This is a genomic window from Sorangium sp. So ce693 (assembly GCF_051521375.1).
GTDB classification, from domain to species: domain Bacteria; phylum Myxococcota_A; class Polyangia; order Polyangiales; family Polyangiaceae; genus Sorangium; species Sorangium atrum.
In genome coordinates, this window is the sequence record NZ_CP150347.1 from 6,085,911 (window position 1) to 6,111,242 (window position 25,332).

At 72.5% G+C, this 25,332-nt stretch carries 20 protein-coding genes and 1 pseudogene; 10 read left to right on the forward strand and 11 right to left on the reverse strand.

Annotated elements, in window-relative coordinates:
• Nucleotides 1-196 precede the first annotated feature (196 nt).
• Nucleotides 197-736, reverse strand: coding sequence for a hypothetical protein (locus tag WMF14_RS22755; protein ID WP_437803586.1), 540 nt, complete (start codon nt 734-736; stop codon nt 197-199).
• Nucleotides 737-745: 9 nt separating this feature from the next.
• Nucleotides 746-1,612 (reverse strand): hypothetical protein, encoded by an 867-nt coding sequence (locus WMF14_RS22760; RefSeq protein WP_437803587.1) that lies wholly within the window; start codon nt 1,610-1,612, stop codon nt 746-748.
• 68 nt (nt 1,613-1,680) lie between these two features.
• Here WMF14_RS22760 and WMF14_RS22765 point away from each other — a divergent pair, with 68 nt between their 5' ends.
• Nucleotides 1,681-2,067 carry a hypothetical protein gene (locus tag WMF14_RS22765; RefSeq protein WP_437554706.1) on the forward strand — a complete coding sequence of 129 codons (387 nt, stop codon included), beginning with the start codon at nt 1,681-1,683 and terminating at the stop codon, nt 2,065-2,067.
• Nucleotides 2,068-2,245: 178 nt separating this feature from the next.
• Here WMF14_RS22765 and WMF14_RS22770 read toward each other — a convergent pair whose 3' ends face one another.
• Nucleotides 2,246-3,067 carry a hypothetical protein gene (locus WMF14_RS22770; protein WP_437803589.1) on the reverse strand — a complete coding sequence of 274 codons (822 nt, stop codon included), beginning with the start codon at nt 3,065-3,067 and terminating at the stop codon, nt 2,246-2,248.
• A gap of 336 nt (nt 3,068-3,403) precedes the next feature.
• Here WMF14_RS22770 and WMF14_RS22775 point away from each other — a divergent pair, with 336 nt between their 5' ends.
• Nucleotides 3,404-4,342: a hypothetical protein gene (locus WMF14_RS22775; protein ID WP_437803591.1), complete on the forward strand. Its 939-nt coding sequence runs from the start codon at nt 3,404-3,406 to the stop codon at nt 4,340-4,342.
• 146 nt (nt 4,343-4,488) lie between these two features.
• Here the strand turns inward: WMF14_RS22775 and WMF14_RS22780 are convergent, their stop codons facing one another.
• The 4 genes from WMF14_RS22780 to WMF14_RS22795 all read right to left on the reverse strand — a co-directional run bounded on the left by WMF14_RS22780 (nt 4,489) and on the right by WMF14_RS22795 (nt 6,984).
• The gene (locus WMF14_RS22780; protein WP_437803592.1) at nt 4,489-4,878 is read right to left on the reverse strand and encodes a nuclear transport factor 2 family protein; all 390 of its coding nucleotides are present in this window, start codon (nt 4,876-4,878) and stop codon (nt 4,489-4,491) included.
• A gap of 140 nt (nt 4,879-5,018) precedes the next feature.
• Nucleotides 5,019-5,942 (reverse strand): helix-turn-helix transcriptional regulator, encoded by a 924-nt coding sequence (locus WMF14_RS22785; protein WP_437803594.1) that lies wholly within the window; start codon nt 5,940-5,942, stop codon nt 5,019-5,021.
• A gap of 175 nt (nt 5,943-6,117) precedes the next feature.
• On the reverse strand, nt 6,118-6,297 hold the full coding sequence (locus WMF14_RS22790) for a hypothetical protein (protein WP_437803596.1): 180 nt from the start codon (nt 6,295-6,297) through the stop codon (nt 6,118-6,120).
• A 93-nt stretch (nt 6,298-6,390) separates the two neighbouring features.
• Nucleotides 6,391-6,984, reverse strand: a complete 594-nt coding sequence (locus WMF14_RS22795; RefSeq protein WP_437803598.1) for a Kazal-type serine protease inhibitor domain-containing protein — start codon at nt 6,982-6,984, stop codon at nt 6,391-6,393.
• Nucleotides 6,985-7,179: 195 nt separating this feature from the next.
• On the opposite strand from WMF14_RS22795, the gene WMF14_RS22800 reads away from it, so the two are divergent.
• The 5 genes and pseudogenes from WMF14_RS22800 to WMF14_RS22820 all read left to right on the forward strand — a co-directional run.
• Nucleotides 7,180-7,575 (forward strand): VOC family protein, encoded by a 396-nt coding sequence (locus tag WMF14_RS22800; RefSeq protein WP_272092837.1) that lies wholly within the window; start codon nt 7,180-7,182, stop codon nt 7,573-7,575.
• A gap of 112 nt (nt 7,576-7,687) precedes the next feature.
• Entirely contained in the window at nt 7,688-9,394 is a 1,707-nt protein-coding gene (locus tag WMF14_RS22805; RefSeq protein WP_437803600.1) for a serine/threonine-protein kinase, read from the forward strand.
• 4 nt (nt 9,395-9,398) lie between these two features.
• Nucleotides 9,399-10,280 carry a hypothetical protein gene (locus WMF14_RS22810; protein WP_437803602.1) on the forward strand — a complete coding sequence of 294 codons (882 nt, stop codon included), beginning with the start codon at nt 9,399-9,401 and terminating at the stop codon, nt 10,278-10,280.
• Nucleotides 10,280-11,140: a formylglycine-generating enzyme family protein gene (locus WMF14_RS22815; RefSeq protein WP_437803604.1), complete on the forward strand. Its 861-nt coding sequence runs from the start codon at nt 10,280-10,282 to the stop codon at nt 11,138-11,140. Before WMF14_RS22810 ends, WMF14_RS22815 begins: the two co-directional genes overlap by 1 nt.
• Nucleotides 11,141-11,446: 306 nt before the next feature.
• Nucleotides 11,447-11,596, forward strand: a pseudogene (locus tag WMF14_RS22820) (hydrolase); the annotation flags it as partial.
• Nucleotides 11,597-11,711: 115 nt separating this feature from the next.
• Here WMF14_RS22820 and WMF14_RS22825 read toward each other — a convergent pair.
• Complete coding sequence (locus tag WMF14_RS22825) at nt 11,712-13,190, reverse strand: sigma 54-interacting transcriptional regulator (RefSeq protein WP_437803606.1); 1,479 nt, start codon at nt 13,188-13,190, stop codon at nt 11,712-11,714.
• 264 nt (nt 13,191-13,454) lie between these two features.
• Between WMF14_RS22825 and WMF14_RS22830 the strand changes: the two genes are divergently transcribed.
• Nucleotides 13,455-15,035 carry an endo alpha-1,4 polygalactosaminidase gene (locus WMF14_RS22830; protein ID WP_437803608.1) on the forward strand — a complete coding sequence of 527 codons (1,581 nt, stop codon included), beginning with the start codon at nt 13,455-13,457 and terminating at the stop codon, nt 15,033-15,035.
• Nucleotides 15,036-15,111: 76 nt separating this feature from the next.
• Here WMF14_RS22830 and WMF14_RS22835 read toward each other — a convergent pair whose 3' ends face one another.
• Nucleotides 15,112-20,052: an MG2 domain-containing protein gene (locus WMF14_RS22835; protein WP_437803610.1), complete on the reverse strand. Its 4,941-nt coding sequence runs from the start codon at nt 20,050-20,052 to the stop codon at nt 15,112-15,114.
• A gap of 424 nt (nt 20,053-20,476) precedes the next feature.
• On the opposite strand from WMF14_RS22835, the gene WMF14_RS22840 reads away from it, so the two are divergent.
• Together WMF14_RS22840 and WMF14_RS22845 are read left to right on the forward strand one after the other, a co-directional pair.
• Nucleotides 20,477-21,274, forward strand: a complete 798-nt coding sequence (locus WMF14_RS22840; RefSeq protein ID WP_437803611.1) for a hypothetical protein — start codon at nt 20,477-20,479, stop codon at nt 21,272-21,274.
• Between the two features lie 347 nt (nt 21,275-21,621).
• Nucleotides 21,622-22,566 (forward strand): bifunctional methylenetetrahydrofolate dehydrogenase/methenyltetrahydrofolate cyclohydrolase, encoded by a 945-nt coding sequence (locus WMF14_RS22845; protein WP_272092849.1) that lies wholly within the window; start codon nt 21,622-21,624, stop codon nt 22,564-22,566.
• A 133-nt stretch (nt 22,567-22,699) separates the two neighbouring features.
• On the opposite strand, the gene WMF14_RS22850 is transcribed toward WMF14_RS22845, so the two are convergent.
• On the reverse strand, nt 22,700-24,241 hold the full coding sequence (locus WMF14_RS22850; protein ID WP_437803613.1) for a protein kinase domain-containing protein: 1,542 nt from the start codon (nt 24,239-24,241) through the stop codon (nt 22,700-22,702).
• Between the two features lie 234 nt (nt 24,242-24,475).
• Nucleotides 24,476-25,291: a hypothetical protein gene (locus WMF14_RS22855; protein ID WP_272092851.1), complete on the reverse strand. Its 816-nt coding sequence runs from the start codon at nt 25,289-25,291 to the stop codon at nt 24,476-24,478.
• Nucleotides 25,292-25,332: the final 41 nt, after the last annotated feature.

Below are 25,332 nucleotides of genomic sequence, written 5' to 3' on the forward strand. Positions count from 1 at the left end.
ATCAAAATATTAGCCATGAATCGACGATGAGGCAGCCATGAGCTCAAGGGCTTGAGCGCTCTCTTTGCGCAGCTGGTCGGCTTCGGCTCGGCAGCGGCGGCGCTCGGCGTCGTCAGTGCAGGTCGTTTCGGCGCGGACGCCTCCCTTCGCCGCTCCCGGGCGACATGCCGCGCGTCGCGAGGCGTCGGGCCGCACCTCAACCGAGGTCGCCGGTGAAGCGGATCGGCACGCGGAACGCCGTGAACATGGCCTTCACGTGCCTGGGCGAGAAGAGAGCGCCGAGCGTCGTGTCCTCGACCCCGCGGCTCTTCACCAGCTCGTGGAGCTCGAGCAGCGAGTACGCGCAGAAGAGCTCGAGGCGCTTTCCGATGTGCTTCAGGATCCTGCCGCGATTCCTGGTATACGGCGCGTAGTCGCCCTTGTACCGGAGATCGAGCGCTTCGATGCGGTACCCGTACTGCACGTAGGAGCGCTCCCCGAGCGCGCGATTGCAAAGGAGCTCGGCTTCGACGTACGCGCCGGTGTCGCCCACCTCGACGCCGGGCCCATCCCCGAAGACCCAGAGCCCGTCGAAATGCGGCGCTTCAGCCTCTCGCGGCTCCTCGTGCGTCTTCGGGTGTCCGGGCGACACGGAAAAGCACGCTCGAAACTCGTCGCGGATCTCGGCGCTGCGTGCGAAGAGCGCCTCCATCTGCCGCTCTTTCGGGACCGAGAACAGCTTGGCCGGTTTTCCCATGAGCGGTGTTTATAACATCACGGCCGCCCCGACCGTCAACCGGGGCGATGACCGGGACGCTCGCCGAGCGTCGCACTCTCCAGGGAGCCGCTCTCGTCGAACGCCCCAGCAATTTCGGGCTCGCGGAGGTCGGGGACCTCGCGCGCCCAATCCGTGAGCGCGGCTCGCGCCACGTGGCTCATGAAGCGGGTGGGACCTGCCCTCGGTTGCAAGCCACGTTGACGCCGTCACGAGCGCATAGAGCACATCGACATCCTCATTGGTCAGGCCGATGCAGCCGTCGGTGGGCCCCCAAAGCTTCTGAAGACCGGTGGTGTTGGCGAAACGGATCCAGGCGCGCGCGAGGCCGGCGAGGCGGGGGTCGCTGCTGTGGATGCCGCGGCCGTCACCCGCGATCGTCGGCCGCGATGGAGCGCAGGACGCGCTCGGAGGCTTCGGCGTGCTCGAGCAGCAGCGCCGCAAAACCGCGCTGGAGCTCGATCTTGCGGCGCATCCACGCCTCGAAGGCGCCGCGGTCGAAGCGCGCGAGGTCGTGGGGCGCGGCGGGCAAATCGCCCGCAGCCCGCATCGTCTCCGCGGCGCGGCCCGCCGCCTCGCCGATCTCGCGGTAGCCGGCGGCCACCCGGCGCATCGCGTCGTGTTCGAGGCGGGCCTCGGGCGTTGCGCTGCCCACCCAGCGCGCGTGGGCTTCCAGGTTGTCGGCCACGTGTCGGAACAGCTCCGCCAGCCGCTCGGGAACCACCGCGTCGTTCGCCAGATCTTGTCCACAGGGCTCGTCCATCGGTACCTCCTGTCCATTCGCCCCAACGCGCGAGGCGTCGGGTCGTGACCGCAGGCCACAGTCCAGGAGCGGGCGGCCGGGCGTGTGTTATCCATGGCGGCAGCAGTCTTGTCGTCCCCCGCGCCCGCCACGATGGCGGGTTGCCCGTCCCGGAGCCCTGCCGATGACCGACGTCCACCACGCCGAAGCCACCGCCTTCTTCGACGATTTCGTCGCCGCGTTCGCGCACTTCGACGGGCCGCTGATCGCCCGCCGCTACCACGTGCCGTACCTCGCGATGCACGCCGCCGGCCTGCACGACCTGCTGACGAGCGCGGAGGCCGTCGGGGCCTACTTCCAGCGCATCGTCGACCAGTACCGCGGCGACGGCTGCACGGCCTGCCGCCACCGCGGGCTCCAGGTGGTCACGATGGGGGGCGAGGCGCTGCTCGCCACCGTGTCGTGGGACCTGCTGGACGCGTCAGGCGGCGTGCTGTCGACCTGGCGCGAGAGCTACAACCTGCTGCGCACGCCGCAGGGGCTGCGCATCTTCGCGTCGACGGACCACTGATTGAGCAGCTCCGCCGTCGCGTGGCGGGGGTGGCATCCATTTGAAATTCAGACTCCTCGTAGCGGCCGCGCGCTCCCGGCGCGGAAGCGCAAGAAAGCGACCGCCTGAGCGCGAGCAGCCAACGAAGCCGAGCGCGCGACGGTCCTCGAGAGGATCGCCGGCGCCGGACCTCGGCCGATCAGATGCTGCACTCCACGAAGCCCTGCGTGTTCGTGGAGACGTTCATCTCCCACCTGGACTGGGCGGCGTCGTACTGGACGACCACGCCGGTGGAGACGCCGCCGCGGAGAATGCCGCCAATCCCCTTGAGCCAGCACGTCTTGCCGGTCACCGCGGGGCCGAGGTCCACCGACCCTGCCTGGATGCCGTGGTAAGCCTCGCCGAGGTAGTCCGTCACCTGTACGCAGCTCGCGTAGCCGGCGACCTTCCCCTGCCCGTGGAGGTACCAGGAGCCGCCGTCTTTCTCCACGCCGATGTAGTCCGACGCGCTGGCGAAATTGTCGCTGCCCTCGTAGTTGATGACCTGCGTCAGGAAGCAGCGTCGGTTGTTGCTGGTGGACGCGAGGTACACCCTGGGGTTGGTCGTGGTGTAGCTGTTGTTGGAGTAACCGACTTGCGTGATCATGGTGCCTGGGTTGGCGAGCCCGCCGTAGGCGCGAACCGACACACCCGAGTCGGCGTGCGCGAACACGCGCGCCGTTCCGAGCCAGCTGTACATCGCCACGTTGCCACCGTCCCGGAGGTTGCCGGTCACGCCCATGATGTAGGCCGCGTTCCCGCTCCAGGTGCCGAGGTTCTGGAAGGCGTTGCCCGACGTCGCGGTGGCGCTGCTGTACCCGAACGCGGCAAACGCCTGCTCGGCGGTGCCGATCGCCTCGTCCTCGCCCCCGTCGACGTCGCCGTTGCCCTGATCCGGGCTCTCGACCCCGACGTTGCACCCCACGAGGGCGACGACCGAAGCGACCGACAGCACGCGAAAACAAGCGCGAGCTAGTTGCATGTGCATAGGATGTTCCCCTTTTCGAACGCAGCGGGCCGAGGCGGCGCGCTGCAACGGCGATGCTACGCTGACCCGACCCGGTGACAACGGACACGCGGCTTACGGCTCGCGCGGGGCGGCGTTTTCGAAAAGAGCGTCGAGGGAGGCTGCGCGCGCCACAGGTTCGCGGCAAACGCGCTCGGTCGCGCAGCGCCCACCGACCCGAGGCGCCCCGACAGCCGGCGACTGGGCGGTAGAAGGCGCATTCGACGTCCTAGCCTCCCACTGCGACGACCCGTTGGCGTCGCGCTGGGCCGGATACTCCAATCAACTGCAACTGTGGTACCAGGCTGGACCATGTTCGAATTCTTGAAGCCGGCGCGCTTGGTCGACATCGTGGGCACGGAGCTCATCGTGGGCGTCGGGATCCACGCCTTGCGCGCGCGCGGTCCCGTGCGGGTGGTCGAAGCCGGTGGACGTTTCGACTTGCGGGTCGGCCCCGCGACGCTGGAGACGTTGGACGGCGCCACGTGGTCGGCGTATCCGTTCGCGCTCACAGCAGGGCTTGGCGGGGACGCGCAGTTCGAGGGACGGACTTTTGCCGTCGAGCCGCGCGAATTCACCGTGCTCGAGTTCCCGGGTGAGGTTTGGTTTGGCTTGGAAGTGCGCTTGACGGAGCAGCGCACCACGAGCGGCCCCTGCCTCGTCAGTTCGCAGACCGTGAGCCTCGGCGTCACGCCAACGCGGCGCTTCGCCAGGCCACTGGAGAAAGCCCAATGGATCGCTGGATCCCCGTGGCGCGCGTCGACCGCGCCGGAGGTATGGCCACCCGAAGTCGTGCATCGCAGTCTGCTCCCCGAGCAGCACACCGCGGTGCACGTCGCGCCCGAGCTCTATGGCGTCTTGCGCGATCGCGAGGAAGGAGACTTGCGCTTCAGCTTTCCTCGCGAGAAATACGATGAAGCCCTCCGGATCTGGCGCAGCGTCGCCATCGCCGTCGAGGACACCGAGATGCGGCAGTCGACGAGCCCGTCGCTGCGCGACCTGACAGGCCCGCAGCTCTCCGCATCCTCGCTCTTGTTGCTACCGTGGCTCGGCCTCGAGCTCACGCGACGCGCCCGCGGAAATCCCATCGTGCAACTCTTCAACGATCAGCTGTGCTGTATCGACGACGAGGACCCGGACTGGCGCGAAGCTCTGGCAGCGGAGGGCACGCGCCTTTCAAGCAGCCCCGACGGTCTTGTTCAGAGCACGCCCTTGACCTTTCGCGACGGCGCGTGGGTGGCCGTTGAGTGATTGCTTTGGGCGCCCCGGCAAAACCCCGCGCCAGCGGCGCAGGGCGCTGCTCCCCGCCCGAGTGGCGTCGCCGTGTGTCGTGCGCCGATTGGTGATCGGCTGTCAACTCGGCGAGGGGTAGGCGCGGCGGGTGCGAGGCGGCGCGCTCAGAACATGGCGCGGGGGTTCGGCGCGTCGGCCGGGATGTCCTGCAGCACGTCCCAGTGCTCGCAGAAGCGCCCGTCGGCGATGCGGAAGATGTCGACCACCGCGACTCCGCGCGGCCGCCGCGGGTTCACGAGCTTGTAGTGCACCACGGCGTACTCGGCGTCGGCGATCATGCGCTGGATCTCGACCTGCGCACCGTGAAGCGGCGTCTCGCCGTCGCGGAAATAGGCGATGAAGGCCTCGCAGCCGTTCGTCCCGGGCGCGGCGCGCGCGTCGGGGTTGTGGTCGACGAAGTCGGCGGTCAACAGCGCGCGGACGGCGTCCCAGTGCTTGCCGACCACGGCGTCGTACAGCTCGAGCAGCATCCGCTTGTTGCGTTCGGGGTTCATACGGAGGGGGCGTGCCTTTCTGCACCGGGGGGCATGGTCGCTCGCCGGTGCGTGCTCACCGTCGCAGCGGGGCGCGCGGCGGGCTTGAATCTGCGCGCCAATCGTCGGCCGCAGCGCGCGCACCGCGCCGTGGGCGCGTGCTAGCGCGTGCGCGCGACCGCGCGGTACGCGCTCGGCGGCATGCCCGACGCGGCGCGGAACTCGCGCGCCAGGTGGGCCGCGTCGCTGAACCCGTACGCGTGCGCGATCTCGGTGAGCGGCCGAAGCGAGCCGGCGATCGCGACGGTGGCGTCGCGCATGCGCACGCGGCGCGCGAGCGCCGAGGCAGTGGTGCCGTGTGCCGCGAGCCGGCGTTGCAGCGTGCGGACCGACTGGCGCGTGGCGTGCGCGAGGCCCTGCGGCGTCCACGGCGCGTGCGGCTCGCGCACGATCGCCGCGAGCGTGGCGGCGACCGGGTCGTCCGCGGCGCTCGGCGGGTGCAACGTCTGGCGCGCGGACGGCGCCGGCGCGGTCCGGCGCGACCACGCGAGGCGGAGCGCGACCGGCGGCTCGGCAAGCGACGCGGGCCCGAGCCAATGGGCGTCGCAGGCGAGCTCGCGCCACGGTCCGCGCGCGGCGCGCGCCGCGACGACGAGCTCGCCGTGGCCCATCCGGCGCAGCAACGCGGCGAGCACCCCGGTGATCATCACGGTCTGGCTCGCGGGGGCGAGCGCGCCGGCGTACGGCTGCGCCGCGAGCTGCAGGGCGCCGGCGCCGTCGGGCGCGAACCGCGTCTGGTGGCGCACGCCCCACGCGCGCTCGAGCGCGCTCCAGCGATGCGCGAGCTGCGCCACGCTCGCGGCGCTCTCGAGCAGGTAGAGCGTCGGCGAGAAGGTCAGCGCGTCGAGCCCGTCGCCCAGCGCGAAGACGGCGCCGAGCCCACCGACGCGTGCGCGCTCCGCGACGAGCGCCCGCAGCGGCGCCGCGGGGCTGAGGGCCTGCAGGGCGGGGTCGGGCGCGCGCGCGACGTGCGCGCGGACGCGCGGCGCGAGGTGGAGCAGCTGCAGGCTGACGTTCTGCGACACGGCGTGTGGGCGCAGCGACAGGCGTGTGGCCGGCCGCGCGCGAGTGTGGCATCTGCGCGCGCGGGCCGCCACGGTCGTGCGCCCGCGAGGGCGAAGGGCGCGCGCGCGCTAACCTCTCCCTCCTGGGCGATCTCTCGCCGCCCGAGCGCGAGTTCGCCTTCGGCGCGCCCGCAGGCTATGGAGTGAAGGCTGCCTCATCGTTGGTGCTAGCGAGGTCGACGACACGCACTACCCGCGGCATCGCCTGCGGGGCGCTGACGAGCCCCGAGAGGGTGCGAGCGGCGATCTGCGCGGTCGTGAGGTTGCCCGTCGCGTGGGCGGCGGTGATGGTCTGCGTCAGGGTCGCGACGAGCACCTGGCGCGGACCGCTCGCCGGGAGCGAAAGCTGCCTCGGTCACGGGAAGGTTCGCGGGCCGAACGACTGTGGAGGCGCGCCGGGCACGTCATGTCAGCGATCGCAACCTGCGCCGACCAGCTCGAACGTGATGTGATCGAAGATGGAGACGTAGTCGGGAGACGGCACGCCCGTGTAGGCGATCATGCCGACCTGGAGCGTCGCCGGCAGATCGGCGCGGGTGATGGGCGCGACCGACGCCGGCCACCCCGTGTCGCCGGGGTGGCGGTAGTACCCGGTGCCGCAGGGGAACTGGCCGGCCGGGGGAACGCCGCACTCGGTGACGGAGAGATAGGCGCTCTCGCCCGCCGCGGCGGCGGCACAGGCGTTGTCGTAGGAGACGCCGTCGCATCCGCACACGGAGTCCGCGTCGGGGGGGCAGTCGGCGGGGACGGGCGTGCAATCGCCGATCGGGTAACAGTTGATCTTCAGGCAATACTCGTTCGCTGCGCACTCGGAGCTGCTGTGGCACTGGCCCGGGTCGAGGCAGCCGCCGCCGCAACCGTCGGTGCCGGTCGTGGTCGACGTCGGAGGCACAATCGAGATCGGCTCATGCACGATGTCGGCGATGCCCGAGGCGTCGGCCAGGCGCTCGGGCGGCGCGCCGGTCACGCGGACGTCGCCCGAGCCTGAGGCCTGATTGCGCAAACGCATTGTGCGTCGAGAAGCCAGCGCAGAATCTGCCCGGAGAGCGGCATTGCCTATCCGCACCAGAGTCCGTTCCGCTCTCTCGATCCGGTCGCGCAGCGAGCAGACCGCCGGGCTCGCGGGCGGCCGCTGCCCCGCCCGGCGCTCGCGCCTTGCCTTCCGGCCCGGCGCAGCGCACCTTCGCGCCCAGCGACCATGCCCAGCGACGATCCCTATGTGATGCCCTCCTACGTCAAGCTCCTCGTCGCCGACGCGGAGCGCTCCGCCTCGTTCTACGAGCTCCTCGGCTTCACCCGCGTCCACCAGGATCCGGTGTTCGTCCACCTGCGCTGGGCGCGCCACGCCGATCTCTTCCTCGTCGCGACGCCGCCGGGGGTCTCGCTCGCCGGGCAGCGCGGCCTCGGCGTCATCGTCTGCTTCAGCGCCGCAGGCGATCGCGGCATCGAGACCATCGCCGCGCGCGCCGCGGCGGCCGGCGCCGCCGTCGATGGGCCGCGCGACCAGCCGTGGCACACGCGGGAGGTCGTCGTCACCGACCCCGACGGCTACCGCGTCTGCTTCGTCGAGCCGAGCACGCCTCTGCAGGGCTGACGGCACGCGCGCAGAGACGAAGACGAACGACGTCAATCGACACGAGCCCGTCGCTCCATCTCCTTCACAGGGGTGGGCCCGGCGCCGGCGCCTCCCAGAGGCGGCGCCGGGCGTGCTCGTGTATCATCCCATCGGCATGTCGCCGGAGCCGTCGCAGCCCAGGCCCATCGGGCGATATCTGCTGTACAGCCCGATCGCGTCCGGCGGGATGGCGTCCGTGCACCTCGGCCGGCTCGTCGGCGACGCGGGCTTCTCGCGCACCGTGGCCATCAAGCGGCTGCACCCCGCGCTCGCCGAGGCGCCCGAGATCGCCGAGAGCCTGCGCGACGAGGCCCGCATCGTCGCGCGCATCCAGCACCCCAACGTCGTCGCCATGGTCGACCTCCTCCTCGCCGAGGACGAGGCGTTCCTGGTCATGGAGTACGTGCGGGGCGAGTCGCTCGCGCGGCTGCTCCGGGCGGCGCGCGCGCGCGGTGCGCCGGCGCCGGTCCCCATCGTCGCGAGCATCGCGTGCGGCGCGCTCCACGGCCTGCACGCGGCCCACGAGGCGTGCAGCGAGTCGGGCGATCCGCTGGGCATCGTGCACCGGGACGTCTCGCCCGAGAACGTGCTCGTCGGCGTCGACGGAACGGCGCGGCTGCTCGACTTCGGCATCGCCAAGGCGCGCGGGCGGCTCAGCACCACCCGCGGCGGGCAGATCAAGGGCAAGCTCGCGTACATGGCGCCCGAGCAGCTCCTCTGCGCCGACGTGACCCGGCGGACCGACGTGTTCGCGGCGGGCGCGGTCCTCTGGGAGGCGCTCGCAGGCTGCCGGCTCTTCGACGGCGGCGACGAGGGCGCCCTCATCCGGGCCGTGCTCGAGAAGCCGATCCTGCCCCCGAGCTCGCTCGCGGCGCACGTGCCGCCTGCGCTCGACGCCATCGTCCTCCGTGCGCTCGAGCGGAACGCGGAGGGCCGCTACCCGACGGCCCGCGAGCTCGCGGTCGCCATCGAGGACGCCGTCCCGCTCGCGTCGCCGCGCGCCGTGGGCGAGTGGGTGGAGGAGCTCGCCGGCGACGCGCTCGCGCGGCGGGCGGCCCGCGTCGCCGCGATCGAGAGCGCGTCGGCGGCGATCCCGAGCGCCCCCGCGACGCCGAGCGCGGGCGCGGCCGCGCTGGGCGGGCCGAGCGAGCCCAGCGGCGGGAGCGGCCTTGAGTCCATCTCGCAGAGCCATCCGGGGCGCGGACTGGCAGAGACCGCGCCCGCGATCCCGTCGAGGGCCCTCGATCAGGGGATGCTCGCAGCCGAGCCCCCGCCCGGCTCGGTGACGTCCAGCGTGGTCTGGCTGGGACTCCCCGCGACGGACGGCACGCGGCGCGGCGGTCCGCCCCCCATGGCGAGGAAGCGCGCGCGTCCGCGGCTCGCGCTGCTCGGCGCGCTGGTCCTCGGCGGCGCGGCCGTGCTCGCGGCGCAGTCGTGGCGCCGCGCCCCTCCCGGCCCGGAGGACGCCGCGCGCGCGGTCCACGCGCCCGCGGCGCAGCCGGCCAGCGCCTCGGCGGCGAGCGCGGCGAGCCCAACCAGCATCGTCGCGGCTGACCCGGCGAGCGCCGCCGCGGCGAGCCCAACCAGCACCGTCGCGGCTGCCCCGGCGAGCGCTGCCGCGGCTGCCCCGGCGAACGCGGTCGCGCCGGCGCCCGCACAGCGCTCGGCGCGCCCTGCCGCCGGCACGCGCGTGCCCATACCCGCGGCGCGCGCGACCCGCGCCGACGCCCAGCGCTGCTCCCCGCCCTATACCGTGGACAAGGCCGGCATACGCCGGCTCAAGCCGGAGTGCCTGTGAACCGATGACCCCTCCGTGCCCCGCCCGCGCCCGGCTCGCGCTCTCCCTCGCCGCCGCGGCAGCGCTCTCGCTCACCGGCGCCCGCACCCACGCCGCGCCGGACAAGCAGGCGTGCGCCGCCGCCTACGAGCGCGCGCAGGGCCTCCGCCGCGACGGCCGGCTGATCGAGGCGCGCGACGCGCTCGTCGCCTGCTCGCAGCCGACGTGCCCGGCGGCCGCCGTGGCCGACTGCGGGCCGTGGCTCGCCGAGGTCGAGCAGAGCCTGCCCTCCGTGGTCGTCGCCGCGAGGGACGCGCACGGGCGAGAGCGCCTCGACGTGCGCGTGCTCGTCGACGGGCGCCCCCTCGCCGCGGCGCTCGACGGCAAGGCGCTGCCGGTGGACCCGGGCCCGCACACCTTCCGCTTCGAGCCCGCGACCGGCCCCGCCGTCGAGGAGCGCGTGCTGATCCGCGAGGGCGAGAAGAACCGCCCGCTCACCGTGATCCTGGGCGGGGCTTCGACCGGCGCGCCCCCCTCCTCGCCTCGCCCGCTCGCCCCGGGCGCCGCGCCGCCCGCGGAGCCCTCGGTCCCGGGGCTCGTGTGGGCCTCCGGCGCCGTCGGCGTCGCGGGGCTCGCCGTGTTCGCCGTCGCCGGCGCCCTCTCGCTGAGCGCCGAGGCCGACCTGCGCGCCACGTGCGCCCCGCGCTGCACGAAGGACGAGGTGCGCGCCATCCGGGTCCAGCACGCGGTCGCCGACATCGGCCTCGGCGTGGGCGTCGTCGCGCTGGGCGCCGCGGCGTGGCTCTACATGACCCGGCCAGCCGCGGCGCAGCCCCCGAAGGCCGGCGCGGCGGCGCTCTGGCCGTTCGTCGCCGGCAACGCCGCGGGCGTCGCGGGGTCCTTCTGATGCGCGCGTCGGCCCGCGCCCGTGGCGGCGCCGCCGCCCTGGCGGCGGCCCTCCTCTCGGCGTGCTCGCTCGTGCGGCCGCTGCACGGCCTCACCTGCGAGCCCGGGGCCCGCAACGCCTCGTGCCTGTACGGCCAGCCCTGTGACGCCAGCGCCGACTGCACGACGGCCGCATGCACCGAGGGCGTCTGCCAGTGCCCTGCCGGCATGGTGACGATCGAGAGCTCGTTCTGCATCGACCAGACCGAGGTGTCGAACGCCGCCTACCGCGCCTTCCTCGCCACGCAGCCGGACCTCGCGGCGCAGGAGCCGTTCTGCTCCTTCAACAGCACCTTCGATTTCGACGACACCGGGCCCGACGCGCCCCTCGTGTGCACGACGCGCCGCAAGGAGGACGAGCACCCCGCCACCTGCATCGACTGGTGCGACGCGCGCGCCTTCTGCAGGAGCCAGGGCAAGCGCCTCTGCGGCGAGCGCCACGGCGGCCCGCTGCCGTTCCGCGGCGACATGGCGCAGGGCGAGTGGTTCGACGCGTGCAGCAAGCACGGCGCGCTCGCTTACTCCACCGGCGAGTTCGACGCTCTCCAGTGCAACGGTGACAGCACCGAGACGGTGCCGGTCGGCGACGACGCCAGCCTGGCGTGCGAGGGGGGCTATCTCGGCCTGCAGCACATGAGCGGAAACGTCCGCGAGTGGGAAGACGCGTGCTCCGACGACGTCGGCCCAGGCGACCTCTGCAGGACCCGGGGCGGGGCGTTCGACAGCGGGGGAGCGCTCGAAGAGCTCCGGTGCGACGCGCGCGACGAGCGCGAGCGCGCCGACACCGATCATACGATCGGGTTCCGCTGCTGCAGCGGGTAGCGCCGCGACGGCGCCCGAGCCCGCTCGCCCTCTCCCTTCGAGGCCGAGAGGAGCGCGCGCGCTCGTCGAAGGGCCACCTCCGGACGCGGCCGGCCGGCGGCAGCGGTCCAGGACGAACCTGCGATCTTCGTCGCTCGACTTCGGCCGCTCGAGGACCACGAGCCCCCGGCTCCCGGCAGTTTCGTCCAGGAACGTGCGGTCACGACCGCGCAGGGTGACGACCGCACCGGCCCGAGGGGGCGCGGACGCCGCTCGTGCTCGGCGACGTCGACCATTCGATCGTCAATGGCAGGAGCGATGAGAGATATGAACCAGTATCAAAAGCTGTATACACCCCAGGACACCGCCGTTGTCTTCATCGATCATCAGCCGCAGATGATGTTCGGCGTCGCCAACATCGATCGCGCGACGCTGATCAACAACGTGACGCTCCTCGCGAAGGTGGCGAAGGAGTACGCCTACACGATGGTCCACCACGCGCCCCAGTCCGCGGCGAAGCCGCAGATCGTGCCGAAGAAACCCGGCCACTGAATCCGGCCATCAGGCGGCCCGCAGGTGCGCTCCCCGAGGCTCATCGCCTGATGTCGTACTTGTCCAGCTTGTAGAGCAGCGCGCGCCGCGAGATGCCGAGCCGCTTCGCCGCGCGCGTCTGGTTGTTCCCCTCCGCGGCGAGGGCGTCCTCGATGCTCCGCTTCTCCAGCTCGGCGAGGCGCGCCGGCATCGTCCCGCCGTCGGCGGACGGCGGCGGCGCCCCCGTGCTCGCCGGGGGCGCGCCCGCGCTCGCGGGGGGCGCGGCGCCCTCGGCGCCCTCCACCACGGAGGCCGGCAGGTGCTCGACGTCGATGACGCCGCCCTCGGCCAGCACGACGGCGTGCTCCACCGCGTTGCGCAGCTCGCGCAGGTTGCCGGGCCACACGTGCGCCTCGAGCGCCTGCATCGCCGCGGGCGCGAAGCGCGGCGCTCGCTCCCCCATGCGCCCGGCGACCTGCTGCGCGAAGCGGTGTACGAGCAGCGCGATCTCGGCGCGCCGCTCGCGCAGCGGCGGGACGCGGAGGACGAACGTGCTGATGCGGTAGTAGAGATCCTGCCGGAACCTCCCGGCCGCGACCTCGGCCTGGAGGTCCCGGTGCGTGGCGCACACGACGCGCACGTCGAGCTCGATCTCCTGCGTGCCGCCGATCCGGGCCACGCGCCGGCTCTCGAGCACGCGCAGCAGCTTGGCCTGCATGGCGAGGGGCATCTCGCCGATCTCGTCGAGCAGCAGCGTGCCGCCCTGCGCCGCCTCGAAGTAGCCGATCTTGCGGCGATCCGCCCCGGTGAAGGCGGCCTTCTCGTGCCCGAAGAGCTCGCTCTCGAGCAGCGCCTCGGGCAGCGCCGCGCAGCTCAGCCGCACGAACGGGCCGCCTGCGCGCGGGCTGGCGCGGTGGAGCTGCTCGGAGACGACCTCTTTCCCCGCGCCCGTCTCGCCGAGCACGAGCACCGTCGTCTGCGCGCGCGCGAGGCGCTGCACCACCTGAAAGACCTTTACCATCGCCTCGTCCGCGACGACGAAGCCGGGGCCGGAGGGCGGGCCCTCCAGCGCCTCCGGCGCGGCCCCCGGCGGCGCCGCCTCGACGGGCGCCGGCGCCGCGATCGCGACGACGATCTCGGCCGGGCCGATGCGGATCACGTCGCCGCCGGCGAGGGGCCGCACGGCGTCGCGCAAGACGGCGCCGTTCACCGAGGTGCCGTTGCGGCTCCCGCAGTCGATGACCTCGAGGGCGTCGCCGTGCCGCGCGACGATCGCGTGGTTGCGCGACACGCGGGGATCGTCGACGTGGACCGCGGACTCCGGCGCGCGGCCGATCGCGACCACGTCGCCTTCGGTCAGGTCAATCACCCGCGCCGCGCCATCACCGGCGCGGATGATCAGGGAGGCCTGACCCTGCGGCGTCCGCTCGTCGGGCGCGCTCTCCGCGGCGTCGAGCTCTGTCGCGACCTCGGCCGCGGCGCGCGGCGGCTCCGCGCTCGGCGGAGAAGCTGCCTGTCGACGAGGGTCTTGCTCCGCCATGCCGTTCGAAGGTTGCGCAAGTGTACGACGCTTGCGCAACCCGCGGCAACGGCAGCGCGCACCGCCGCGCGGAAGACGCGGAGCGCGCGCTGGTCCCCGCCTTGCAATGCTTCTGCGGCGCGCACGGACCGGCGCCGCTGCGGCGCGCGGAGATGCTGCGGGAGCCGCCATCGCCCGGGCCATCGCGGGGACCGGAGCGTCTGGAGACGCGTCGCGCCGACGTGCGCCTGGCTTCACCTACGACCAACACGACAGGAGACGAGCATGACTTATCCCATCCGACCGGCGTCCTCTCTCGCGATCTGCGGCGCCCTGCGCCATGCCCTCGTGAGCCTGGTCGCGACGCTCGCCGCCGCAGGGTGCGGCGCGGATTCGGGCTCCGACGCGGAGATCGCCTCGGCGGCGAGCGGCGACGCGGTCACCGGCGCCCTCACGATGACCTGCTCCAAGCTGACGGTGAGCCGGGGGAGCATCGGCGCCGGGCAGACGGCCGCCGCGCTCGCGACGGCGGATCTCACGGGCCAGCAGGACGTGTGGAGCAAGTACGTCGAGTTCGCGCCCGGCACGAGCGCGACGTGCGAGTACGCGCTCCCCTCGGGCACCTCGGCGGCACAGCTCGCGTCCCTCGCGCTGGGCGTGAATTATCGCGGCCCCGCCAGGACGGCCATGCGCTGGACCTTCGAGGCGTGGGACGCGGCCGCCCGCGCCTGGGTCCCGGTCGGCGACAACACGTTCGCGCGCGACTGGTCCTGGACGAGCGCGAGCCTGACCCTGCCGGGGCCGCTCGGGCGGTTCGTGGCGGGCGGTACCCTCAAGATCCGGTACGCGACGAGCAGCTCCACCGACAGTTCGATGCTCGACAAGCTCGTCCTCACGGGCACGACCAGCGGCGGCTCCACTGGCACCGGCGGCTCCGGCGCCGGCGGCTCCACTGGCACCGGTGGCTCCGGCGCCGGCGGCGCCACTGGCACCGGCGGCTCCGGCGCCGGCGGCTCTACCGGCACCGGTGGCTCCGGCGCTGGCGGCTCCACCGGTACCGGCGGCTCTGGCACCGGCGGCTCTACTGGCACCGGCGGTTCCACCGGCACCGGCGGCTCCGGTGCTGGCGGCTCCACCGGCACCGGTGGCTCCACCGGCGGCATCTGGGTCCCCGCGCCGGGGACGACGTGGCAATGGCAGCTCACGGGCACCATCGACACCAGCCTCGATGTCGCCATGTACGATATCGACCTCTTCGACGCCCCGCAGGCGAAGATCGACACACTGCGCGCGGCCGGAAAGAAGGTGATCTGCTACTTCAGCGCGGGGAGCAGCGAGGACTGGCGCGACGACGCGTCGAAGTTCCCCGCCGCGGCGCTCGGCAACCCGCTCGACGGCTGGCCGGGCGAGCGGTGGCTCGACACCCGCAACGCCGGCGCGCGCGACGTCATGAAGGCCCGGCTGGATCTGGCGGTGCAGAAGCGCTGCGACGGCGTGGAGCCCGACAACGTCGACGGCTACACCAACAGCCCCGGCTTCCCGCTGACGGCGGCGACGCAGCTCGATTACAACCGCTTCCTGGCCGCCGAGGCGCACGCGCGGGGGCTGTCCATCGGGCTGAAGAACGATCTCGATCAGGTGAAAGATCTGGTGGGGAGCTTCGACTGGGCCCTGAACGAGGAGTGCCACGAATACGGGGAGTGCGAGATGCTCACCCCGTTCATCCGCGCCGGCAAGGCGGTGTTCCACGCGGAGTACGTCGACGCCTCGAAGGCAAACGCCGTCTGCTCCGCCACGAAGCCGCTCGGGCTCTCGACCTTGATCAAGAAGCTCGACCTCGACGCCTGGCGCGTCGCCTGCCCCTGATCCACGCGCCAGCGCCCCGCCGGCGCAGCGGCGCTGGCCGCGCACCCGCGGTCAGCGCCCTCGCCCGGTCAGCCCTTCACTCCCCCGCCACCTCGAGGAGCTGCGCTCCGGAGTAGCTCTGCTGTTCCGGCTGGTAGTACGGGTGGACCTCGGCGCCGCCGTCCTCCGCCCTGACAGGCATGGTCGCCTGCAGCCGGTAAACGAAGGTGGCCGCGCGCTCCGCGGGGATCTCCTTCACATAGAGGATCAGCTGCTTGCCCGTGATCTCGAACTTCGAGAGCTGGCCCGCGGCGATGTACTCCTGGAGATCCTCGGTCAGGAGCTGGAAGCCGGGCGGCAGCCCGACGGTCACGAGGACCATGCTCTGCACCGAGTCCGTCTTGTTCTGGACGCTCAGCGACGCCGTCACGATGTCGTCCACGTACAGCTGGGTCTTGTCGTACGCCACGCTGACAGCGAGCGGGCCTCCCGCGTCGCTCGGGACCGCGGCCCACGGCAGGTTGTGGCGGCTCACCAGGTTGTAGCTGAGCTTCCCCTCCCCCGAGAACGAGAGCGCGACGTCGTGCGCGCCCGCGGTCGCGAGGTGCGTGAGGTCGACCGTCGTCATGACGTCGGCCTGGTCCTCGCGCAGGGAGACCGTGCCCGCCGCCGCGCCGTCGACCGCGACGGTCACCGTCCCCGTGGCGCCCTCCGTCCCCTTGCTCGCGGCGAGGAGCAGGGTGCGCAGGCTCCAGATCGTCGCCTGGGTGGAGCCGAAATTGCCGTTCGGGTCCTTCGACTGGGTCAGGAACTTCACGCCGCCGTCGGCGCTCGGCCGGTGGGCGCCCGCGGAGAGCAGCGCGTGGGCCGCGAGCGCGGTGGTCGTGACCTTGGCGTCGTTCCCGGACTCGTAGAACGAGGTCTGCGTGCCGCCGTCATCCCAGTAAACCACGTCTCCTTCCGCGGTCTTGCGCTCATCCAGGGCGTCGAGCACCTGGTCCGTCAGCGCCGCGGAGGGGTCGGCCACGGCGAGCGCGTTGGCCGCGATCGCCAGCGTGTACAGGTCGTCGGTCGCCGGCTTCAGCGAGCGGCCCAGGTAGGCGAGCCCCTTCCCGATCTCGGGCCCCGTGTACCCCGCGCTCGCGAGCGCCCAGAGCACGAAGGCGCTGTTGCGGAGCGTGCCCGTGTGGAAGCTGAAGAACTCGGTCTGGTCGCCTTCCCACGTGCCGTCCGCCTTCTGCTGCCCGGCGAGCCAGTTGACGGTCCGGGCGAGCATCGCCTCGTCCACGGTGTGGACCTTGATCATGTCGGCGAACTCCATGACGCCGAACGCGGTGACCGACAGGTACGGATGCCCGTCCTGCTCGCCGAACCACGAGAAGCCGCCGCCCGAGTGCTCGAACGTGAGCAATCGCTGGTACCCGGCCGAGATCAGCGACTCGGCCTTCATCTGGATCTCCGGGGTGATCTGGCCTGTCTGCTTCATGTACTGCGTGACGAGCACGTTGGGCCAGGTCGTCGAGGTGGTCTGCTCGAAGCAGCCATTCGGGACCTGGAGCATGCTGTCCATGCCGCTCACGACCTGCGACAGGAACGCGGGGTAGATCTCGAGATAGAGCTGGTTCGAGCCGGGGACCGCGTCCGCAGGGAACGACAGCGCGTGATCGGCGCTGCCCGGCGCGAGCATGCCAGACTGGCTCTCTGCGAACGGCTTCCCGTCCGGGACCACGCGCACGGTGCGGGCCACGGCGTCGGCGCCCGCGCTGCCCCGCGCGGTGACCGTGAGCGAGTTGACGCCCACCGTGTTCACCTTCACCGGGAACCGGACGCCGCGCACCTCGCCCGCCGCGAGGGACACCGTCGTCGACGTCGCGCCGAGCGGCGTATACCAGCTCCCCGGCTCGAGGCTGAGCTCGACCGTCTGCGGCGTCTCCAGGTAGTTGTAGACCGCGATCGGGAACTCGACCTCATCGCCGCGCGTGAGCGTGGCCGGGAAGCTCACGTCGACGAAGAAGTCCTGGAAGACCTTGAAGCCGCTCTGGATGCCGCCGAGCTTGCCGTCCGTGGAGTTCGCCAGCGCCGAGAGCCGCCACTCGGTGATGCTGTCCGCGAGCGGGATGCTCAGGGTGGCCGTGCCGTCGGGGCTCGTGATCACGCTCGGATTGACGTAGAGGGTCTCCGGGAACTCGCGCCGGACGCGCGGCCCGCCGGCGCCGCCGGGCTCCTCGGTGGGATTCCCGGCCGAGCCGCCGCCCGCTCCGGTCCCCGCCCCGCTCGCGCTCGCGACGCCACCATTGGCCCAGCCGCCGTCCGCGTCGGGGATGCCCCCTTCATTCCACTCTTGCGGGGGCACCTGGACCCCGAGATCGCCGAACGTGAACGCGAACGTCGCGTCGTCCTGGCTCTGCTCCACCTCGTCGGGCCCCGACGACTGCAGCGTGAACCCGCTCCAGCTGGAGGCCACCCGGTACGCGTTGCCCCACACGTCGAAGGCGCGCAGGCGCTCGGCGACGCGGCTCCCGAGCAGCTCGACGTAGACGCCCTGCCCGTTGCAGCTGAACTGGGTGCTGTCGCAGCCGAGCGCCTTCAGCTCCTGCGCGGCGGCCGCGGTGGCCTCCGCGAGCCAGGGCTTCATCACGCCCTTCTGGCGCTCGTAGAACGGCGCGAGCTCCTCCGGCACCTTCGCCAGCACGGCGGGCCACGTGCGCGCCTGGAGGCCGGTGAGCGACGTGCCGGCGAGCGCGGCGAGCGAGGCCTGGGTCTTCACCTGCGCGGCCTCGGCCTTCTCGGGGTCCTCGCTCGCGGTCGCGTTGAACAGCAGGTCCTGGAGGTTCGCGGCCGGGCCGTGGATCTCGTAGCTCGGCTTCGCGAACTCGTCCTCCAGCTCGAAGTAGGTGCGGAGCAGCCCGGGCTGGGCGTCGACGAGCGCGAAGACCGCCTGATCGACCACCTGGACGCCGAGCGCGGCGACCTTCGGGTTCCCCGCGTCGTCCTTGACCGACAGCCGCAGCGTCGCCGTCTCCCCCGGCGCATACAGGGGCTTGTCGGCCTCGACCTCGACGCTCAGCGCGGAGTCGCCGCGCGCGAACACGGTGCGGCCGGAGCGGACCAGATTGCCATCGTCGTCGACCAGGTACGCCTCGACCCGGTTGCTGCCGAGCAGGCCGGCGTCGACGGGCATGCTGAAATGGGCGCGCCCGCCCTCGAGCTCGAGAGAGCGCATGTCGACGGCCTGGCCGTCGTTCAGCCAGTCGACATAGACGCTGCCGGCCTCCTCGCTGGACTCGATGGTGACCTCGACCGTCTCGCCGGTCTCATAGACGGCCCGGTCGGTGCGCACGAGGAGGTGCTCGCCGCCCGTCTGCGTGGCGAACGAGAACTTCCGCGTGACCGCCCGCGCCCCCACCGTCGCCCGCACCTCGAACGCGCCGTCTGCCGTGGCGCCCGGCGGGGTGAAGCTCACCACGGCCTGGCCGAAGGCGTCGGTGCGCGCGGTGAGCTGCGTGCCGTCCGGCGCCGTGATGACCGCGTCCGTGTCGGGGAGCGGCGCCCCGAGCGGGTCGGTGACGAAGAGAAGAAGGGTGTTGGGGATCCCCGGGACGAGCTCGCGCGCCTCGGGCACGAGCACGATCGAGGCCGCGTCGGCGGCGACCTTGACCGGGATCGCCTTCGTGACCTCCTGCCCGGCCGTGTCCGCGACGGTGACGGTGAGCGTCACGGCCGCGTCGCCCTGCTCCAGCGGCAGGCCCGCGAGGCTCGGCGGCAGCGTCAGGCTGAACCCGTAATGGCCCTCGGCGTTGAGCTCGCCCACGATGCGCTGGAACGTCGTCTGACCGACGTCCAGCGACGCCGCCTCGATGGTCACGCTGCCGCCGGCGACGTTCTTGCCGAAGAAATAGCGCGCGTCGATGGTGCCTGTCAGCGTGTCACCCGCCGTGTACCACGGCTTGTCGGTCCTCACGGCGACCTCGAACTTGGGCAGCGCGTACTGCCCCACGGTCACGACCTTCTCCGTCGTGGTCTCCCCGCTCACGAGGCGCACCTTGAACTCGCCGGTGTTCACGATGGAGCCGATCCGGAACGTCGTCGCGGCGACGCCATAAGCGTCGGTCTCGATCGGCTTCTTGAAGATCTTGTTGCCCTTGCCGTCCTCCACCTCGAACGTGATCGGCTCGCGGACGAGCGGCGCGTTGTTCCCCCGCTCGAGCGCGAGCGCGCGCAGGTGGATCGTCTGGCCGGGCTTGTAGAGCGGCTTGTCGGTGGTGAGGAGCAGCTTCGGGCCGGGTCCCTCGACGGTGACGCTCGCGGTGAGGGCCGCGTTGACGCCGAAGCCGAGCGCCTGCGCGGAGACGGGGTGCGCCCCGAGCGCGCCGGGCTCCACCTCGAACACCGCGGCGCCGAGCGCGTCCGTCGTCCCGCGGAGCGGCCGCGCCCCCTCGCCCACCGCGAGCTCGACATCCACCTTGGGCACCGGCTGGTGGGTGAAGGCGTCGGTCGCGCGCACGCGGTAGCTCGCGGTGCGGCCGCGCACGACGCGCGCCGGCCCCTCGAGCTGCACGTCGTAGGGCGGGATGACGCGGAGGAGGCTGCGCGTGACGAGCAGCCCCTCCTCCGACCCGTCGTCGACGCGGACGAGGTACCGCGCGAGGCCCGGCTGCGCGCTCACGGCCGGCGCCGGAAGGCGCGCCTCCGCGGTCGTCGCCGTCCCGCCCGCGATCTCCAGGTCGACCTCGGTCGTGCCTTGTTCCTTGTCCGCGTCGAGATCGACGAGCGTGACGCGCAGGTGGCCGCTCGTCGCGCCGGCGGTCAGGTTGCGCACCGGGATCTGGAGGCGCAGATCGCCCCCGTCGATCACGCCCAGCAGCCTCGCTTCGTCGATCTCGAGCGTGCCGTTCCGGGGTTGATCGGGGCGACCGAGCGTCGTTGGCGGGGCCTCATCGGAGGAGCACCCCGCCGCGAACGCGCTCGCCAGCGCCAGCGCGGCGAGCAGGTGGGGAGAGCTCCAGCGGCGGCGGAGAGCATCGAAGCGTACGCGCATAAGTCCAAATCCTCCCGAGCGGCGCTGGCACATCCCCAGCGGCCGGCGCGTAGGTTGCATACGACGTACCAAGATGTTCCACGGCCTTCGAGCAGCAAATCCGCGGGAATAGACGCAGACCGCGCGCGGGAGATGGGCCACGTTGTGCCAAGGACCTGGCTCGCGCGCACCTCTACGGCGTGCGTGTACCCGTTCACACGGGGGAATAGCGACGCCTCTGTGACTCGATGACTCGACAGCTCGATGACTCGATGACTCGACGAGCCGAGGACCGCCGACCCCCCGTGATGGCGAGGCCGCGCTGCGGCCCATGGGATGGGGTCGACCGGTCACGAGGGTCCGCGCCGTGCTCCCCTGGACATCGGGATCCGACCGTCTCAGGTTCTCGCTCGAGCGCGAGGCGCTTCGCCGCCGAGGAGGGACCATGCAGTTCGACTTCGAGATGCCCGTGTTGGCCGACGGAGGCCTCGATGCGGGCGTGCTCGACCGCGTCCTGGTCGACCGGGAGCGGGGCGTGCTGACCCACGTGGTGCTCCGTTCTCCGCTGGCGAGCGAGGAGCTGCTGATCTCGATGAATCTCGTGCAGGGCACGGCGGACGGGCGCCTCCGCTTACGGCCCGGCCGTGACGAGCTCCTGGCGCTGCCTCGGTACTACGAAGGGCGGACGACGGCGCAGCCGCCGGGGCGCGTCGATACCTCGCTCGTGCCGCAGCCGCCCGAGCGGAGGCAGGAGCTGGAGGAGGCGCTCGGGGTCACGGACGATACGGTCGAGCTCGGCCCTGACACGCGGGTGATGACCGCCGACGAGGCCGAGGCGCAGCTCGTGGGCATCGGCGCGAACGATCCCGGCAATGACATCTCGCGGATCCGCGTGCGCGGCCCCGCGGGCGCCGAGGCCGACTTCCCCGCATCCTGGATCGACGTGATGCGCGAGGACGTGGTGGCGCTGAAGGTGACCCGGGACGATGTTTTGCGCTCTCGTCCGGCGCCCAGACGCCGGGACGGAAACGTCGCGAGCCTCGAGGGGCTCTCGGGCATGGGCGGACGCGACGGCGACACGCCCGAGGAGGTGTTCGGAGCGAATTTCGTCGATGAGCTGCGCGGCAAGAGCGGTATGGTCCTCCGCGTGCCCGGCGCCGGCAGCCCCACCGAGGCGGAGGGCAACCGCGTGGCGGCGCCCGCGGTGGACACGGGCCCGGAGCAGCGGTCCTCCTCGCGATGAGCTCGTGAGCCGGGCGCGGCGGCGCTCCGGAGGGCTGGAGTCTCCGCCCCCGGCGCGCTCCCCTCCTCCGCCCCTGCAGGAGCCATGGCTGGGCTGGGGCACGTCGCGCGTCCAGCGCGGCGCGATACCGCCCTGCGGGGAACTCCATCCCACGAAGCGTCCGAGTCAACGACCGCGGATCGCGTCGGCGGGAATCGACGGGAATCGACGGAACCTGCGAGGGAATCGACGGAACCTGCGAGAAGGAACGTAAGAGTCGGCAGGGCTGGCAGCGCAGGCAGAGTCGAGAGTGTTGCCCCGCCGGAAACTTGACACCGATGCTCGCGCGTGCTCGTCTCCGCCCCAGGATGGACCCTCACCACATTCCGCCGAGCCCGGGCGCTCGCACGGCCAGCGTCCTCGATCCGACCGCGGTGGCGGAGACGTTCCGCAGCGGGATCCGGGCGGAGCTCGCGGCGCTGCCCGAGCCGCTGGTCCTGGTCGGTGTGCTCGCGGCGGATCACGGGCCGTCGTACACGTACGCGGAGTACACGCGCAAGGCGTGCGAGGACGTGGGCGTCCGCTTCGAGATCCGCCACGCGACGCGGCTCGACGCCGAGGAGGCCATCCGCGCGGCGAACGAGGACGCGCGCGTGCACGGGATGATGGTGTATTACCCGATCTTCGGCACGGAGCAGGACGTGTACTTGCGGGACAGCGTCGATCCCGCGAAGGACATCGAGGGGCTCCACACGTTCTGGGCACGTTGCCTGTACCAGAACCAGCGCTTCCTGGACGAGGCGAAGACCAGGAAGGCGATCCTGCCGTGCACGCCGCTGGCGATCCTCAAGCTGGTCGAGGCGGCCGGCTTCTTCGGCGAGGGGGAGCGGCCGCTCGAGGGCCGGCGCGTGTGCATCTTCAACCGGAGCGAGGTCGTCGGGAGGCCGCTCGCGAGCATGATGGCGCACGACGGAGCCCACGTGACGTCGTTCGACATCGACGGTCCGTTGCTCTTCGTGCCCAGCGCCTCGGGCGACTCGCACGAGGTGCGCGAGACGACGGTGGACCGGGCGACCGCGCTGCGGCAGGCGGACGTCGTTGTGACCGGCGTGCCCTCACGGAGCTTCCCGGTCGTGCAAGGCGCCGAGATCCGCGAGGGCGCCCTCTGCATCAACTTCTCCACCTTCAAGAACTTCAGCGACGATATCCAGAGCAAGGCGAGCGTGTTCGTGCCCCGCGTCGGCCCCATGACGGTGACGATGGCGATCCGAAACAGCCTGCGGCTCTACAAGAACACCCACCCGGGCGGGTGAGCTCGCTCGCGGCGGCGGGCGCGCGCGCACGGGCTCCTCGCTGCGCGGCGGCCGGTCACATGGGGTCGGTGGGAGTGAGCTCGCTCGCGGCGGCGGGCGCGAGCGCACGGGCTCCTCGCTGCGCGGCGGCCGGTCACATGTGGTCGGTGGGATCGTCCCGAGGGATCCGGGGCCTCGGGGGCAGCGGCGCCCGTTTTCTGGCGGACGATGACGGCGCCAGCGGCGCGGGCGCGCTGGTCGGCGCCTCGGAGGCCGAAGGCGCGCCCGGGGCGGCCGGCGCGCTGTGGGAGGGCGGCGGCGCAGGCTCCGGTGACGCGGTTGACGGCGCGGCGGCGGGCAGCGCGGACGCGGAGGCAGGCGAGGCGGCCGGGTCGGGCGGCGACGTCGGTTCGCCGCCCAGCGCGGGGGCGCGAAGGACCGCGTAGGTGACGAGCCCCACGACGAGCGCGCTCACGCCCAGGGCCAGCGAGATCCAGGCGCGGCGGCTGTCGGCTTTCGTCGGGGCGAGGGTATTTCCAGCCGACGTCAACGTGCTGACGGCCCCCTGGAACGCCGGCGCAACGCCCTCCGAGGCGCCGCCGCGTGGAGAGCCGTGGAAGGGGGGGCCTGCTTGGTTCGGCAGCGTGGGCACGGACGCGCTGGAGGCGGCGCCCATCGTGCCGGGGCTCGGTCCCATCGTTCCAGGGCTCGCCGCATCTGGACGCGACCCTGTCGCATCTGGACGCGCCCCTGTCGCATCTGGACGCGACCCTGTCGCATCTGGACGCGACCCTATCGCATCTGGACGCGCCCCTATCGCATCTGGGCTCGCGGCCATCGTGCCGCCACGGACGGCGAGCAGCGGAGACGGGCCCTCCGCAGGAACCGACGGCTGGAGACGTCGGGTCTCCGATCGCGCCGCGCCGATCGCCGCGCCGAACACCTCGGCGAGCTCGCTCGCGCCCTGAAACCGATGCGCCGGGTCGCGCGCGAGCGCCCGCGAAAAGAACCCATCCACATCGGGCCCGAGCTCCGGCACGACGCTGGATGCGAGGGGGGCGTCCTCCGTGCAGATCGCCACGAACACCTCGCCGATCTCCTCGCCCGGGAACGGAAGACCGCCAGTGAGGCAGCGATAGGCGATCACGCCGACGGACCAGAGATCGCTGCGCCAGTCGAGGGTCTTGCTGCGGCGCACCTGCTCGGGGCTCATGTAGTAGGGCGAGCCGACGAGCGTGCCTGTCTTCGTCTCGTTGCCGGCCAGCAGCGTGCCCTGGGCCTTGGCGATCCCGAAGTCGAGGACCTTCACGAGCTCGTCCTCGTCCTGCCGCGAGAGAAAGAGGTTCGCCGGCTTGAGGTCGCGGTGGACGATCCCCATCTCGTGCGCGCGACGCAGGGCCTTGCACACCTGCGTGACGATGCCGAGCGTGGCCGCCATGGAGAGGCGCCCCTCCCGCGAGAGCCGCGTCTCGAGATCCTCGCCGTCGAGGAGCTCCATCACGAGGAAAGGCGTGTCGCCCTCGACCCCATAATCGTGCACGTGGACGACGTTCGGTATCTTCAGCTGCGCCGCGGCCCTCGCCTCGCGCTCGAAGCGCGCCCGCGCGGTGGACGAGGCAGCGTACTCGGGCGCCATGAGCTTGACCGCCACCGTGGCGTCGAGCTGGAGGTGCCGGGCCACCCAGATGGCCCCCATCCCGCCCCGCGCGAGCGTGCGCTCGAGGCGGTATCTACCGGCGACGACGCTGCCTTCTGCGAGCGAATTCATGAGCCTCGGCCTCTCGCTGGGAACGCGCGCCCAGGGCTCAGGAATCGAGCAGCCGGGGCGCCTCGCGCCCAACGAAGCAAACGAACGGGCCCACCGCAACAGGATCCGACCCGGACCGCGCGCCGCGTCCTTGCGCCTCGACCGGATCGCCGAGCGCGCGGCCTATTTGCGCCTCGGCCGTGTCGCCGAGCTCGCGGCGTCGCGCGGCGCCGTCGCGAGGGCGCCTCGCCCGGCGCCCTGCGGCGCGCGGAGGTCGCTCGCGCGCGCCCGCCGCGCGGGAGGGCTGCCGTGCGACGTCAGCGCCTCCAGGGCGGCGCGCAGCTCGGCGCGCACGTGCGGGCCGAGGAGCTTCTCCGCCATGGCGCTCAGGCGTCCTGCGAACGCGGCCATGATGCAGCCCGCGCGCTGGTCGTCGCGCTCCGGCGCGCCCGAGCGCCGGTAGTGCCGCGCGTAGTCGCCCGTGATCGCCCCGAGATCGCCGCCGACGTGGACCGCCTGCCTCATGAAGAGCCGCGCGGCGCGCTCGTTGGTGATCGACGGCATCTGCGCCAGGGTCATGGCCACCTCGGTCCTGCCCACGGCGAGCAGCATGGAGACCACCCGCTGGCGTGCGAGCTCGACGAGCCTCGGCGCGAGGGCGTGCTCGTCGAAGACGTGGACGTTCGCCGGCACGAGCGCTCCGCCTTCCGTGCCGAGCTCGCTCAGGAACGCGTTCAGCACCGGCGAGCGCGTCGGCGCGGCGCGCACGTACTCCCGGGCGCCGCCCGCGTTCGACGGGCCGCCCGGCGGGTGCGGGCCGGCGGCGGGCTTCGCGCGCGGCCCGGGCTGCGCCGACCGCCCCCGCCGTGCCCGCTCGAAGTGCCGCTCCGCCCTCCCCGCGCGCTCGTTCTCCGCGGCAGCGCCCGTCGCGCCGAGCAGCGCGGCCAGCCCCGCCGCGTGGGCGGCGGTGACGTGCGGAGGTGGTTGCTTGCTGGACATTCGAGCAGACTCTCTCGCTTGGAGAGCTCATCGAGCGCTTA